Origin of the sequence: Azospirillum sp. HJ39 (assembly GCF_041507355.1) — a bacterium.
Classification (GTDB): Bacteria; Pseudomonadota; Alphaproteobacteria; order Azospirillales; family Azospirillaceae; genus Azospirillum; species Azospirillum thiophilum.
Genome location: NZ_CP167909.1, coordinates 560,362 through 574,654 on the forward strand (window position 1 = coordinate 560,362; position 14,293 = coordinate 574,654).

14 protein-coding genes are annotated in these 14,293 nt (G+C 68.8%); 5 read left to right on the top strand and 9 right to left on the bottom strand.

The annotated features are described in order from the left end of the window. Positions 1-6 precede the first annotated feature (6 nt). The gene (locus tag ABMY26_RS09975) at positions 7-753 is read right to left on the bottom strand and encodes an SDR family NAD(P)-dependent oxidoreductase (RefSeq protein WP_372395538.1); all 747 of its coding nucleotides are present in this window, start codon (positions 751-753) and stop codon (positions 7-9) included. Between the two features lie 78 nt (positions 754-831). Continuing rightward, positions 832-1,776 (bottom strand): hypothetical protein, encoded by a 945-nt coding sequence (locus ABMY26_RS09980; RefSeq protein WP_372395539.1) that lies wholly within the window; start codon positions 1,774-1,776, stop codon positions 832-834. 89 nt (positions 1,777-1,865) lie between these two features. Between ABMY26_RS09980 and ABMY26_RS09985 the strand changes: the two genes are divergently transcribed. Next, on the top strand, positions 1,866-2,324 hold the full coding sequence (locus ABMY26_RS09985; protein ID WP_372395540.1) for a MaoC family dehydratase: 459 nt from the start codon (positions 1,866-1,868) through the stop codon (positions 2,322-2,324). Between the two features lie 6 nt (positions 2,325-2,330). Here ABMY26_RS09985 and ABMY26_RS09990 read toward each other — a convergent pair whose 3' ends face one another. From ABMY26_RS09990 to ABMY26_RS10015, 6 genes are read right to left on the bottom strand one after another with little or no spacing between them, the layout of a single operon-like run. Continuing rightward, positions 2,331-2,942 carry a DAK2 domain-containing protein gene (locus tag ABMY26_RS09990; protein WP_372395541.1) on the bottom strand — a complete coding sequence of 204 codons (612 nt, stop codon included), beginning with the start codon at positions 2,940-2,942 and terminating at the stop codon, positions 2,331-2,333. After that, entirely contained in the window at positions 2,942-3,937 is a 996-nt protein-coding gene (locus tag ABMY26_RS09995) for a dihydroxyacetone kinase subunit DhaK (RefSeq protein ID WP_372395542.1), read from the bottom strand. Before ABMY26_RS09995 ends, ABMY26_RS09990 begins: the two co-directional genes overlap by 1 nt. A gap of 26 nt (positions 3,938-3,963) precedes the next feature. Beyond that, positions 3,964-5,745 carry an acetolactate synthase catalytic subunit gene (locus ABMY26_RS10000; RefSeq protein ID WP_372395543.1) on the bottom strand — a complete coding sequence of 594 codons (1,782 nt, stop codon included), beginning with the start codon at positions 5,743-5,745 and terminating at the stop codon, positions 3,964-3,966. A gap of 30 nt (positions 5,746-5,775) precedes the next feature. After that, entirely contained in the window at positions 5,776-6,525 is a 750-nt protein-coding gene (locus tag ABMY26_RS10005; RefSeq protein WP_372395544.1) for an ATP-binding cassette domain-containing protein, read from the bottom strand. 54 nt (positions 6,526-6,579) lie between these two features. Continuing rightward, complete coding sequence (locus tag ABMY26_RS10010; protein WP_372395545.1) at positions 6,580-7,503, bottom strand: substrate-binding domain-containing protein; 924 nt, start codon at positions 7,501-7,503, stop codon at positions 6,580-6,582. A 50-nt stretch (positions 7,504-7,553) separates the two neighbouring features. Then, positions 7,554-8,585: an ABC transporter permease gene (locus ABMY26_RS10015; RefSeq protein ID WP_372395546.1), complete on the bottom strand. Its 1,032-nt coding sequence runs from the start codon at positions 8,583-8,585 to the stop codon at positions 7,554-7,556. Positions 8,586-8,806: 221 nt separating this feature from the next. Here ABMY26_RS10015 and ABMY26_RS10020 point away from each other — a divergent pair, with 221 nt between their 5' ends. Next, complete coding sequence (locus ABMY26_RS10020) at positions 8,807-9,919, top strand: LacI family DNA-binding transcriptional regulator (protein ID WP_372395547.1); 1,113 nt, start codon at positions 8,807-8,809, stop codon at positions 9,917-9,919. Positions 9,920-9,942: 23 nt separating this feature from the next. On the opposite strand, the gene ABMY26_RS10025 is transcribed toward ABMY26_RS10020, so the two are convergent. Then, positions 9,943-11,049 carry a LacI family DNA-binding transcriptional regulator gene (locus tag ABMY26_RS10025; RefSeq protein WP_372395548.1) on the bottom strand — a complete coding sequence of 369 codons (1,107 nt, stop codon included), beginning with the start codon at positions 11,047-11,049 and terminating at the stop codon, positions 9,943-9,945. A gap of 252 nt (positions 11,050-11,301) precedes the next feature. On the opposite strand from ABMY26_RS10025, the gene ABMY26_RS10030 reads away from it, so the two are divergent. The 3 genes from ABMY26_RS10030 to ABMY26_RS10040 all read left to right on the top strand — a co-directional run bounded on the left by ABMY26_RS10030 (position 11,302) and on the right by ABMY26_RS10040 (position 14,186). Further along, positions 11,302-12,216, top strand: coding sequence for a CoA transferase subunit A (locus ABMY26_RS10030; RefSeq protein WP_372395549.1), 915 nt, complete (start codon positions 11,302-11,304; stop codon positions 12,214-12,216). Continuing rightward, positions 12,213-13,040, top strand: coding sequence for a CoA-transferase subunit beta (locus ABMY26_RS10035; protein ID WP_372395550.1), 828 nt, complete (start codon positions 12,213-12,215; stop codon positions 13,038-13,040). Before ABMY26_RS10030 ends, ABMY26_RS10035 begins: the two co-directional genes overlap by 4 nt. A 90-nt stretch (positions 13,041-13,130) precedes the next feature. Further along, the gene (locus ABMY26_RS10040; RefSeq protein ID WP_372395551.1) at positions 13,131-14,186 is read left to right on the top strand and encodes a LacI family DNA-binding transcriptional regulator; all 1,056 of its coding nucleotides are present in this window, start codon (positions 13,131-13,133) and stop codon (positions 14,184-14,186) included. Positions 14,187-14,293 lie beyond the last annotated feature (107 nt).

Consider the following 14,293-nt stretch of genomic DNA (forward strand, 5'->3'; position numbering starts at 1 on the left):
CGGCAATCACCAGGCGAGCGCGCCGCCGTCCAGGCGGATCGTCTCGCCGGTCAGGTAGTCGGACAGCGGGCTCGCCAGGAACAGGGCGAGGTCGGCCACCTCCGAAGGCTGGCCGGGGCGTCCCAGCGGGATCCGGGCCAGGACGCGGGCGCGCCAGGCCTCGTCGGCGAACAGCCGCTCGGTCAGCTCCGTCCTGAACCAGCCCGGCATGATCGCATTGACCCTGATGCCGTACGGTGCCCATTCCGCGGCCAGCGCCATGGTGATCTGGCGGACAGCTCCCTTGGACGCGCAATAGACCGAGGCGTTGGGGATGCCGATCTCGCTCGCCATCGAACCGATGTTGACGATCTTCCCGTGCCCGTTGGCCTTCATCAGCCGGGCCGCCGCTTGGCAGCAGAAGAAGGTCCCTTTGGCGTTGACGTCGTTGACGAGGTCCCACTCCGGCTCGGCGACGTCGAGCGCCGCGTTGCGGACGTTCAGCCCGGCCGCGTTGATCAGGATGTCCAGCCGGGCATGGCGGGCGGCGAGCGTTTCGAACAGGGTGCGGACCGAGGCGGTGTCGGCGACGTCGCAGGCGATCCAGTCGCCGTCCACGGCGGCGGCGGCCTGCCGCAGCACGTCCTCCCGCCGTCCGGCGACCACGACCGTGGCCCCGGCGGCGGCGAGCCTCTCGGCCGCCGCCCGGCCCAGCCCCGATCCGCCGCCGGTGACCAGCGCGACCCGTCCGGTGAGGTCCAAACTGATGGGCATGGCATGTCCTTTCCTGTGTGACCCGGCCGGCTGAGACTCTGGCCGGCCGGAGTCTCGGCCGGCCGGTCCGTCAGCCGTTCACCCCACCCGGCCGCTCGCCCAGCCGGCGGCGGTCATCACGCCGTCCTGGTTTTCGGCCCACACCTCCAGCGTGAGGCGCGGTCCGTCGTCCCCCCGTTCGAGCCCCTTGACCACGCCCCGCAAGGTGATCGCATCGCCACGATACACCGGCTTCAGGTAGACCTGCTTGATCCAGCCCGACGTCAGCCAGGATTCGCCGAAGAAGCGGCCCAGCAATTCGCCGCTCCAGCAGGTCTCCATCGCGCCCTGGGCCAGCGTGTCGCGGAAACCGGCCTTGGTCGCCACATCGATGTCGGTGTGGATGTTCGACCATTGCCTGTTGCAGCCGGAGAACACCGACATCTGGTCCTGGTAGGCGATTTTGGTCAGCGGCACGATGGGGGTGCCGGGGGCGAGATCCGCATGGGCGCGGGCCGCCGGCTCGACACCCGGGGTCCAGGTGCCGGCGACCCGGTCTTCCGGGGGAGCCGCCGAGCCGGCGCCGAGCGTCACGTTTTCCGGAATCCGCATGATCTCGGTGCTGATCTGGCGGACCAGCAGTTCCCCGTCCCCGGCGTCGCGCGCCTCCGCCTCGAACACGACGTAGCCCTTGCCCCGCCGCTCGTACTTGTCGATGTAGCGCCCGGTGTAGCGCATGCGGGTGCCCAGCGGGATCGGCCGGTGGAACCAGACCTCCTCGCGCTGATGCAGCCCGACCACCCGGCTCGCATCGTAGATCGTGCAGAAATGCGCGACCAGATCGCGCAGCACTGCCGTGCTCGGCACCAGCTGTCCCATCGGATGGGCATCGGCCGATGTATGCCAGGGGCGGTGGTCGTCCACCGCGAAGGTTCCCTGGCGCAGGTAATGGTCGTCGGCCAGCACCTCGACGGGGCCGATCTCCTCCCCGACGATCACCGCCTCGTAGGTCGGTTCGCGCAGCGAAAAATCGATTCTGGGCATGGTCACTCCGGGACGCTAATAAAACGTTTTTATTGATGATACAGCTACCCCAGCCACCTTGTCCTGTCAATTCCCCCTTGGAAGGTCGCATGCTGGTCGTCGAAAGAATTTCCGATCTTTATCAACATGTTGGGCAGGAGCTGGGGCCGAGCGGCTGGCGGCGGGTCACTCAGCGCGAGATCGACCTGTTCGCCGGGATCACCGGGGACGAACACTGGATCCACGTCGACCGCGCACGGGCGGCGGCCGAACTTCCGCTCGGCAAGACGATTGCACACGGGCTGCTGACCCTGTCGGTCACGGCCGGGCTGGTCGATACCCTGCTGCAGGTCCGCCGGTATCGCCGGGGCCTGAACTACGGTTGCAACCGCGTCCGCTTCACGGCACCGGTGCCGGAAGGCTCCAGCCTCCGCCTGCGGCTGACGATCCGCGAGGCCCTGCCGATCGACGGCGGCGTCCGGCTGACGCTGCACAATGTCGTCGAAGTCGACGATCGGCCCGAACGGCCTGCCATGGTGGCGGAGACCGTCGTGCTGATGTACGACTGAACCGGCCTAACGGCCGGCCGCGGCGCTGACCAGACGGGCCAGTGCCAGCATGCCGGGATCGTCCGCGCCGGTGCTGGCTTCGGGGAACAGGCGGGCGCGGCCGATGCGGCAGGGCAGGCCGCGGAATTGGTCGAGCGCGCCGTCCGCGGCTTCCACCGCAGCCGCGGCCGCCGCTTCGCCGGTCGTCACGCCGGCGGTGGCCCGAGCCAGCGCATCCAGCCCGTCCAGAACGGTCTTGTCGCCCAGCGCCGCCCCGCCGCGGGCGATCATGGCGTCGCGGGCGCCGGCGATCAGCACGGACAGGTCACTCCAGTCCAGATCGCTCCGTCCTTTGCACCGCTTCGCCAGATCCATCAGGCCGGTGGCGACCAGGGTTCCAAGGCTGGAGCCGGTCGCCGACAGCGTCGCCCGCGCCAGCAACCCGAAGGCGGCACCGACGTCGGCGGCGGGGCCGAGGTCGGTGTCGGCCATGCGGTCGATGACACGGGCGAGCATGCTGCCGGTGTCGCCGTCGCCGAGGCGGGAATCCGCCTCGTTAAGCTCCTGCTCCAGCCCGGGCATCGCCGCCTTGGCCCGGGCCACCGCCGCGGCCACCGTGCCGATATCGATGCCGGCCATCAGCCGACCCTCCAGAACGGGCAGTCGGCCGGGGCCGTCAGCAGGTCTTCCAGCTCCTCGTCCAGATGGCAGAGGCTGATCGAGGCGCCGGCCATCTCCATCGAGGTGACATAGGGACCGACCAGCGGGCTCACGACCGACAGGCCGGCATCGGCCAGCCGCGCCGCCGCGCGCCGGTAGAGGATGAACAGCTCCTCCAGCGGGGTGGCGCCCAGGCTGTTGACCAGGATCGAGACCCGGCCTCCGCGCTGCGGCGGACGGTCCGCGAACAGCCGGTCCAGCATCTCGTCGACCACCGCATCCGCCGGCTTCAGCGTGTCGCGCCAGATGCCGGGTTCGCCATGGATGCCCATGCCCATCTCGATCTCGTCGTCGCCAAGGGTGAAGGTCGGCCTGGCGGCGGTCGGCACCCGGCAGGACGCGAGCGCCACGCCGATCGTCCGGGTGGCCGCGACCGCCTTGGCGGCGATGCGGGCGACCTCCTCCAGCTCGGCCCCCCGCTCCGCGCAGGCGCCGGCCGCCTTGTAGGCATAGACGATGCCGGCGACGCCCCGCCGCTTGTGGGCCTCGGCCGGGGCGGCACTCGCCACGTCGTCGGTGCCGAGGACCGTCCGGGTGGCGATGCCCTCCATCTCCAGCAGTTCGCAGGCCATGTCGAAATTCATGCGGTCGCCGCCGTAATTGCCGTACAGGCACAGGACGCCGCGTCCACCGTGTGCCAGCCGGATCGCCTCGGTGCAGGAGTCGACGTTCGGCCCCTCGAAGACGTTGCCGATGGAACAGGCGTCGAGCAGCCCGCCGCCGACATAGCCGGTGAACAGGGGCAGATGGCCGGATCCGCCGCCCGACGCGATCCCGACCTTCCCCTTGGCCGGAACGCGCCGGCGGATCACCCGGCCCGCCGCCCCGTCGCGCACCAGCGACGGGTGGGCCGCCGTCAGCCCGTCCAGCATCTCGTCGACATAGGATTCCGGCGCGTTGATCAGCTTCTTCATCGCGGTTCCTCCCGATTTGCGGGCGATCAATAATCCAGGCGGCGGTTCGCTTCGAACATGGTCACCGGCGGATAGGCCCGCTGGTCGGTGACCACGTCGATGACGGTGGTGCGCGAGGACCGCAGGGCCTCCACCAGGGCCGGCTTGAAGTCGGCCGGGTTTTCGATCCGCAAGCCGTCGCAGCCGCAGGCCCGGGCGATGGCGGCATGATCCACCGCCTCGAAGTCGCAGACGTCGGAGTAGTCGTCGAACAGAACCTTCTCGGCGTGCTTCTGATAGCCGAGGATCTGGTTGTTCAGGACGGCGACCACGACGGGAAGCTTCATCCGGCGTGCCGTTTCCAGTTCCGACCAGACATGGGCGAAACCGCCGTCGCCGACCAGGCAGAAGACCGGCGAGTCCGGACGGGCGGCCTTGGCGCCCAGCGCGAAGGGCAGGCCCCAGCCCAGCCCGGCCAACCCGCGCGGCGTCACGAACCGCATCCCCGGCTTGCGTGCGATCAGGAAATTGGCGACCCAGATCGAGGAATAGCTGGCGTCGGCGACCACGATGGCATCGGGGGTCAGCACGCTGTCGAGATCGCGCATCAGCCGTTCCGGCCGGACCGGCACCTTGTCCATCTCCACGGCCTTGGCCATGTCGGCCTCCCAGCTCCGCAGCCCTTCGGCGATGCGGGATTCCAGGGCCGGACGGGCGGTGTGGCGGGCCGAGAGATCGCGCGACCGGAGCGCGCCGGTCAGCGCCTCCAGCGTCAGCCGGGCGTCGCCGACCAGACGGACCGTCGCCTCGTAATTGCGGCCGATCTCCTGCCCGTCGACGTCGATATGGATGTACTTGGCGCCTTCCGGATAGAGCGACCAGCTGTCGGTGCCGTTCTGGTTGGTGCGGTTGCCGACCAGGACCACGACGTCGGCCTCGGTCACCAGCGGACGCAGGTGACGGGTCCGGCCCCGGGTTCCCATGAAATAGCCGACGATGCCGACCGACAGCGGATGCCGCTCGTCCACCGAGCCCTTGCCCATGGCGGTGGTGGCGATCGGCAGCGACGCCGCCTCCTGCAGGGCAGCAACCGCGTCGGCGGCGTCGGAGACGTGGACGCCGCCGCCGGCGATCACGATCGGCGCCTTCGCGCCGGCGATCAGCTCGGCGGCGGCCTCGATGGCGGCGGGATCGGCGACGCAGCGTTCCAGCGGGAAGGTGCCGAGCGTCGCGACGCGCTGGGTGCGGTCGGCGCGCGGGGTATCGGCGAACAGGTCGATGGGCGCGATCAGCACCGCCGGGCCCGGCCGGCCGGTGGCCGCCGCGGTGAAGGCCATGTCGACATAGTCGTCGATCCGGTCGACCTCGGTGATGCGCTTGATCCACTTGGCGCAGCCGCGGAACAGGTCCAGATGGTCGAGTTCCTGGAAGGCGTTCTTGTCGGTCTGGCGACGGTGGACGTCCTGCACGATGGCGACGATCGGGATCGACGCCTTGCAGGCTTCGGCCAGGCCGGGAACCAGCAGCGTCGCCGCCGGGCCGTTCTGCGCCGTCACCACCGGAACCTTGTGGCTGATCCGGGCATAGGCGTCGGCCATCGCGGCTCCGGCATTCTCGGTCCGGTAGCCGATCTGGCGGATGCCGTATTCGGGAGCGACCAGGAACAGCGCCGACGGGATGCTTTGCCCGAAGATGACCTCGACGCCGTGGCGTTTCAGGGCTGCGGCGAAGACGTGGGCGCCGGTGACATTGGCGCCGGTGGCGGCGCCGGTGGCGGCATGTGCCGTGGCGGGCGGGGCGGACGTCGCCTGCGGGGCGGTGGAGGTCATCGGAGGTCTCCGGAAGGACGGGGAAGGGGGTCAGTGCCGCACGAGATCGGCGCCGGTGATCAGCTTGACCACCTCGTCGGGCGTGGTTTCCGCAGTGGTGCGGATGCCGGCGGTGCGGCCCTGGCGCAACACATGGATGCGGTCGGAAATTTCGAAGATGTGGTGCAGGTTGTGGCTGATCATGATGATCGAGAAGCCGCGCGACTTCAGGTCCTGGACCAGTGACAGCACCTTCTGCTGTTCGGGAACGCCCAGCGCGGCGGTCGGCTCGTCGAGGATCACCACCTTGCGGCCGAAGGCGACGGCGCGGGCGATGGCGACGCTCTGCCGCTGGCCGCCGGACATTCCCTTCACGGTGTAGCGGGTCGACTGGATGTGGATCCTGAGCGAGGCCAGCAACTCCCTGGAGCGGGCATGCATCTCCGCGGCCCGCAGGAAGGGGATGCCCATCACGCGGCGGACGATCTCGCGTCCGGCGAAGATGTTCTCGGCCACGTTGGAATTGTCGAACAGGGCGAGATCCTGATAGACGGTCTCGATGCCGAGCCGGCGCGCGTCCTCCGGCTTGCGGATCCGCACCTCGGCGTTCTCGAACCAGAACCGGCCTTCATCCGGCGTCAGCGCGCCGGAGATGATCTTGATCAGCGTCGATTTCCCGGCGCCGTTGTCGCCGACCAGCGCCAGCACCTCCGATGGCCGCAGGTCGAAATCGATGCCGGACAACGCGCGGACCGGTCCGAAGGAGACCGATACGCCGCTCAGCTTCAACAGTGATGTCATTGGGGACTCCCTGTCCGGGCCGCAGGCAGGCCGCATGCGGCCCGAAGGCGAAGGTTACTTGCAGAAGTCCGCCCGGTTCCCGGCAGTGATCATCGGGGTGGGCAGCACGGTGTTCTTGGGCACCGTCTCGCCCTTCGACACCTTCACGGCCAACTCCAGCGCTTCCGGAAACATCGTCGGATAGTGCAGGGAGCCGGTCAGCGCGCCGGAGGCGACGCCGTCGCACCCTTCCTTGGCGCCATCCATGCCGACCGTGACGACGCCGGTGAGCCCGCGTTCGCGCAGCACCTGGGCGCCGCCCAGCGCCATCGTGTCGTTATGGGCGTAGACCGCCTTCATGTCGCGGTGGGCGGTCACCGCGTCCTCCATCACCGCCACCGCGTCATGCAGACGATAGTGGCCGACATAGGAGACGATCTTCATGTCCGGGTGCCTGGCGATCTCCTCCTCGAAGCCGCGCTTGCGGTCGATGGTGGCGGACGCGCCGGGGGTTCCCTCGATCTGGATCACCTTGCCCTTGCCGCCCAGCCTCTCGGCGATGAAGCGGGCGGAGACCCTGCCCATCTCGACATTGTCCGATCCGATGTAGGCGGCATAGTCGTCCGGGGCGACGCCCAGCTTGCGGTCGAAGACGACGAGCGGAATCTTCGCCCGCTTGGCCGTGTCGGCGATCGGGGCCAGGGCGGCGGAATCGTTGGGCGACAGCACGATGACGTCGACCCGCCGGGTGATCAGATCCTCCAGCGAGGCGAGCTGGACCGCACTGTCCCGCCGCCCGTCCACGATGGTCATCTCCACGCCCGGATGCTGGGCGGCCCAGGCCTTGGCGCGCTCGACGCCGCTGACGCGGTAGGGATGCTCGACATTCGGCTGCGACACGCCGATGCGCAGCTTGTCCTGGGCGGGTGCCGGAGAGGCCGAGAGCGCCACGGCGGCGCAGCCGATGCCGAGCGAGACCAGCAGACCGAGCTTCTTCATCTGGTGTTTCCTTCCCCTGGAGATGTGATTTGGTTGTCGTGGTGGGGCCGTCAGTGCCGGCCGCGGCCGCCGGTCAGGCGCCGGATGCTGAACATCACGGCGATGACGATGATGACGCCACGGGCGACGTCCTGGGCGTAGGGGGAGACCGACAGCAGGTTCAGGATGTTGTAGGTCAGCCCGATCACCATCAGGCCGACCAGGCTGAGCGCCACGCTTCCGACGCCGCCGGTGAAGGGCGTGCCGCCAATCACCACCGCGGCGATGCCCGACAGCTCGAACAGCATGCCGGCGGTGGGCTCGCCGACGCCGAGCCGGCCGAGGAACAGCAGGCCGGCCAGCGCCGCCAGCACCCCATGCAGGGTGTAGACGCTGCGCTTCATCCCATCGACGTTGAGGCCGGACCGGTGCGCGCCGACCGGATTGTCGCCGACCAGGCAGACGAAGCGGCCGAAGCTGGTGTATTTCAGCACCACCGCGGCGATGACGCACACCACGGCGGTGAGGATGACCGGGGCCGGCACCGGTCCGAGATAGCCGCGGCCGAACCAGAAGACGAAGTCGGGCGCCAGCTGGGTCGGAATCGTCCGGCCCTCGCTGATGATCAGCGCCAGCCCGCGGGCCACCGTCATCATGCCCAGCGTGGCGACGAAGGGGGGCACCTTGCCCCAGGTGATCACCGCCCCGTTGACATAGCCGCAGACGGCCCCGACCAGCAGCACGGTCGCGATCATCCCGAAGGGCCCGACATGGGGGGCCGCCACCGCGCCGACGACGGCGCTGAGCGCCAGGATCGACCCTCCCGACAGGTCGATTCCCCCGGAGATGATGACGAAGGTCAGGCCGATGGCGATCAGCCCGACCATCGTCCATTGCCGGAACACGTTGAAGATGTTGTCGGCGGTCAGGAAATGCGGCGACAGCAGGGCGGAGACGACGATCAGCACGACGAGGCCGGTGACCGCCACGTTCTGAAGCAGCAGGGCGCGGATGCGCGCCGCGGGCGGCACGGGCGCCGCAGGCGGCAAATCCCCGGCGGGCGGCATGGTGACGGCGCCGGACGATTGCGCGTTGTTGGACATGGGGCAGTCTCCGTAGAGGGGCCTCGTCCGGCTTCGCGGCACGGCGCCGGCCCTTGGCGTGATTGACCCTTCGCAGGGCGCGGGCAACCCGGACCAAGCCTGGGATGCGCGGTTCATCTCGATATCGGGAGGCAATCTAGCGATAAAAACGTTTTTGGCAAACGTTTTTATTCCGTGATACAGACAATCCGCAGGCTCAACGCAGGCAGGGGGCGGGTGCCATGGCGCGACGACCGAAACAGCAGGTCACCATCATCGATGTGGCGCGGGAACTGGGGCTTGCCCCGTCCACCGTGTCCAACGCCCTGCGCGGAAAGCCGGAGGTCGCCCCGGACACCCGCGCGAGGGTGTTCGCCAAATGCGAGGCGATGAATTATGTCGCCTCTCCGGTGGCGAGGGCGCTTCGGGTCCGGTGCAGTTTCACCATCGGCGTCCTGCTGCCCGACATCTCCAACCCGGTGTTCGGCGACATCATCAAGGGGCTGGACGGCGTTCTGGCGCCGGCCGGCCTCGCCACCCTGCTGGCCAGCACCGAGAACGGGCAGGGCAGGCTGCTCACCGCGGCCCGGACCTTCATCCAGCGCGAGGTCGACGCCCTGGTCATGATCTCGCAGCCGGTCGAGGGAGAGGGGATGGACGAACTGCTGGACTGGGACGGGCCGATCCTGGTCATCCACCGCCGCACGCCGAAGGCTGCACTCGACTATGTCGGCATGGACAATGTCGGCGGGGCCGAGGCGGCGGTCCGCCATCTCGCCGGGCTGGGCCACCGCAGGATCGCCTTCATCGAGGGACCGCGCCTGTCGTCGTCGGCCCGGGAGCGGCTGGCCGGATATCGCAAGGCGGTCCAGGACCTCGGGCTCGAGGCCGATCCGGCGCTGGTCTGTTCCGGAGACTACACCCTTTCGAGCGGATTCCACGCCGCACGCCGCATCCTGGCTGCCGAGCGGCGCCCCACCGCCATCGTGGCGGCCAATGATCTGATGGCCTGTGCCGTGATGGACATTGCCGTGCATATGGGGCTGACGCCGCCGAAGGATCTTTCGGTGATCGGCTTCGACGACGTCTTCATCTCGTCCTTTCCCCAGATCGCGCTGACCACGGTCCGCCAGCCGGCGGCGGAGATCGGCCGGGCGGCGGGGCGGCGCCTGCTCGACAGGCTGTCGGCCGATGCCACGGCTCCGCGCGACGTCGTCCTGCCGGCGGAACTGGTGGTCCGCGCCTCGACAGGTCCGGCTGCGATCCGGCCGCGGCCGGCACGCAAGCTGACCGAAAGCGATCTGGAAGCCCATCTGCGCCATCGCTGGCGGCCGACCACCGAGGTCTATCCCTGAGGGCCCCGCCAGCCGGCCCGATCTCAGCCGGCCCGATGGGAGCGTGCGGCGATCCGGATCCTGGGCCGGGCGGTCCGGACGGGGCCGGTGGTGCCGCGGACGACCAGGCGGGTGGGGAAGATGACGGTCTGCTGGGACAGCTGTTCCTTGCTGTCGATGCGGTTCATCAGCAGCCCGGCCGCCGCCGCCCCCATGTCGCGCTTGGGCAGATGCGTCGTCGTCAGGTTGATGCGTGCGAAGGAGGCAAGCTGGATGTCGTCGAACCCGACCAGCGACAGTTGGGACGGCACATCGATCCCACGCTCCGCCGTCGCGTTCAGAACGCCCATTGCGCTCATGTCGTTGCTGGCGAGGATCGCCGTCGGGGGCCGGTCGAGCGCAAGGAAACGCATCGCGGCGGCGTAACCGCCCTCGACGCTGTAATGGCCGGGACACACCAGTTCGGGATCGCTGTCCAGCCCGAAGCCCGCGACATTGTGGAGATAGGCATCGAACCGCTCCTGCGCGGTCGAGGATTCGAACGGGCCACGGACGAAGGCGATGCGCCGGTGCCCCAGCTCGATCAGGTGCCGCATCGATTCGGTGATGCCGGTGAAATTGTCGGCGCCGACATAGTCGTCGGCGAACAAGGGGCTCCGGCGCTGCAGAAGCACGAACGGCGTGCCGGTTTCCAGCAATCCGCGCACCACCGGGCCTTCGCAATATTGCGAGATCAGCACCATTCCGTCGACCTGCTGGTCGAGCAGCGACCGCATGTGGGCGATCTGCCGCGTCTCGTCGCCGTCGGTGTTGCACAGCAGCAGGGTGCAGGTCTCGCGGACGGCCATGTCCTCGATCCCCCGCACGAAATCGGGCGAGGCCGGATTGGCCACGTCGGCGATCAGGACCCCGATGGTGAAGCTGCGCTGCATCCGGAGCGCGCGGGCGACCATCGAGGCGCGGTAGCCCAGCCGTTCCGCCGTCGCCAGCACCCGTTGCCGGGTCTCCTCCCTGACGTTCGACTTCCCGGCGAGCGCATTCGACACGGTGGACAGCGACACGCCGCACTCCCGGGCGACATCGTGGATCGTCGCGCGCCGGCGTTCGCCCCCATCCTCCAGGATGTCCGGATTGCCTTCTCTTCTCGCCATGGTGGCCCTGCGTGGTTGCTGGAACCGGACTAGTACAACGCTCCTGCGGTGTCCAGAAACGTTTTAGAAAAAATCGTTTTCCGATTCGCTGGGCGATTTCCGCCAGTCCCGGCGGGCGGATGGCCCTCCAACCGTGGCCAAGCGGGGCCGTCCGTCTTGACATCGCGGCAATGTCGTATAGAAACGTTTTTATTGGAGTGGAAGCCAACCCCGTCCACCGGGCGGGACCGGCCATATCGGGACGGTGAAACCATGAAAGACAAGCTGCGCACCCTCGAAGAGGCGGTGTCGCCCATCGGCTCGGGATCCACCATCGCGCTTGGCGGCAGCCTGCTGCGGCGGCAGCCGAACGCCGCCGTCCGCGCCCTGATCCGGGCGGGGGTCCGCGACCTCACGGTGATGACCTGGGCGGCCACGACGGCCCTGGACATGCTGGCGGCGGCCGGCGCGGTCCGGCGGCACGAGGGCATCTATGCCGGTATGTTCAATCTGGGGCTCGCCCCCAACGTCCGGCGCGGGATCGAGGGCGGTTCCATAGAGGTCCGGGACTTCTCGGAGACGGCGATGGTCGCGCGCCTGCGCGCGGCAACCCAGGGGCTGCCGTCGCTGCCGATCCGCACCCTGTTCGGCTCCGACATCGCGCTCCGCAACACGGACCAGATCCGCGAATTCACCTGCCCGATCTCCGGCGAGCGCCTGCTGGCGGTGGCGGCGGCCGAGGCGGACTTCACCCTGATCCACGGCTATGTCGGCGACCGTTACGGCAATGTGCAATGGCCGGTGGTGCGCGACAGCGACGACGTCGACCAGATGATGGCGACCGCGTCGCGCCGCCTGATCGTCACGGTCGAAAAGATCGTCGATCACGACGTCGTCAAGCGGCGTCCGGCGCTGACCTATATTCCGGGCCAGCTGGTGGAGGCCATCGTCGAGGTGCCGAACGGCGCCCATCCGGTGGCGGTCGACGGCTTCTACGACGAGGACGAGGCCCATCTGGCCGGTTACGTCGAGCGATGCCGCAGCCCGGAGGGGGCCGCCGCCTATCTCGACGAGTTCGTCCGCGCCCCGCGCGACCATGACTCCTACCTTGGCGCCGTCGGCGGCCGCGAGCGGATGGCCGCGCTGGACGTCGGCCCCGGTCTTGCCGCTTGGGAGACTGTCCAATGACCGCCGCGATGACGACCACTCGATCCTCCGCCTATTCGACCAATGAGCTGGTGACGGCACTGGTCGCGTCCGAGATCCGCGACGACGACCTCGTCTTCGTCGGGGTCGGCACCAACGGGCGGGCCTTCACGCTGGCGGTCGGCATTCCACTGGTCGCCCTGCAACTGGCCCGGCTGCGGCACGCGCCGGGGGCCAGCGTCTATTTCGGCAATCTGCTGGAGCCCGACCTGTCGCAGATGCCGACCACGCTGCGTCAGGACAGCTTCACCCGCTGGCACGCCGCGGCCAGCACCGCCGACGTCGGCTACAAATGCGACATGCTGATGCGCCGGCGTTTCGACGTGTCGTTCGACTCCGCCGCGCAGATCGATGCCCATGGCAACCTCAACATCACCGCCATCGGCGACTACGCCCGGCCGGCGGTGCGGCTGGTCGGCTGCCTTGCCCAGCCCGAACATCTGGCCTTCGTCCCGCGGCCGATCGTCATGATGGATTTGTCGCGGCGCGGCTTCGTCGAAAAGGTCGACTTCGTCACCAGCGTCGGCCACGCCCGCGACGGCCGCACCCGCGAGGAGCTGGGCTTGGCGTCCGGCGGTCCGCATCTGGTGGTGACCGACAAGGCGATCTTCGATTTCGCCACGCCCGGCCGCCGGATGCGGCTGCGCTCCCTCCACCCCGGGGTCAGCCGGGAGGAGGTCCTCGACCTGATGGGGTTCGTGCCGGTGATCCCCGACGAGGTTCCCGTGACGCCGGAGCCGGCGGCGGCGGATCTCGCCGCGATCCGCAGCACCATCGATCCCCACCGGACTCTTCTGAAGGTCTGAGGCCGCAGCGTCGGAAGCGGACGGGAGCAGTGGGCGGGGGCGGGCAAGGATGTAGAATGCCCCGGGGCAAGGCGGGCGGAGACGGGCGGCATGGCTGGTTCGACCGGAAGCAAGCGGCGCGTGACGATCAAGGACGTGGCGGAGGAGTGCGGGCTGGCCCTGTCCACCGTGTCCAACGCGCTGACCAACAAGAGCTACGTCACCGAGGAAACCCGCCGCAAGGTGCAGGAGGCGGCGGCCCGGCTCGGCTATCGGGCCTCGGCCATTGCCCGCAGCCTGCGGCTCAACCGGACATCGGCCATCGGCGTGCTGGTCGCCGATGTCGCCAACCCGTCGGTGGTCGATCACCTGCGCGGCATCGACGACGTCACCACGCGGGAGAATTTCAGCGTGATCCTGTGCAACACGGACGATTCCGAGGCGCGCCAGATCATGCTGATGCAGACGCTGCGCGACCGTCAGGTCGACGGCATGCTGTTGATATCGCAGCACAGCCGGTCGGAGGCCATCCGCGCCCAGCTGGCGGGCGTCCCGTTCGTGCTGATGCACCGCCGATGTGCGGGGTTTCCCGATCCCTATGTCGGAACCGACAACCGGCAGACGATGGAGGCGGTGGTTCAGCACCTCGTCGTGCTGGGCCACCGGCGGATCGCCTTCGTCCGCGGTCCCCACGACTCCACCACGGTGCAGGAGCGCCTGCAGACCTATCGCGAAATGGTGCGCCGGCATGGGCTGGACGGCGACGAGCGGCTGGTGCTCGGCGACGCCTACGGCATCGATGCCGGCCGGCAGGTGGCCGGGCAGATCCTCGCGCTCGACCCGCGTCCGACCGCCGTCATCGCCAGCAACGACATGAACGCCCTGGGAATCCTGGAGGTGGCGCGGGAGCGCGGGATCCGGGTTCCCGAAGACATGTCGCTGGTCGGTGCCGACGACATTCCCTTCGCCGGCTTCTCCGGCGTCGATCTGACGACCACGCGCCCACCCCGGCGCAAGATGGGTGTCCGGGTGGCCGAGATGCTGATCCGCATGATCGAGGGCGAGGATCTGGCCGCCGAATCCCACATCTTCGCTACCGAACTGGTGGTGCGCCGCTCGACCGCGGCGGTTCCGGTCCGGCGTGCGCGGAACCGCCTGCGCGCCTGATCGCCAATCAAATCATCGCCCTTCCGAATAATCGAGAATCCGGACGATAAGGGTTGACGCGCTAATAAAAACGTTTTTATATCGTGCCCACGAGTTCGATGCCGCGA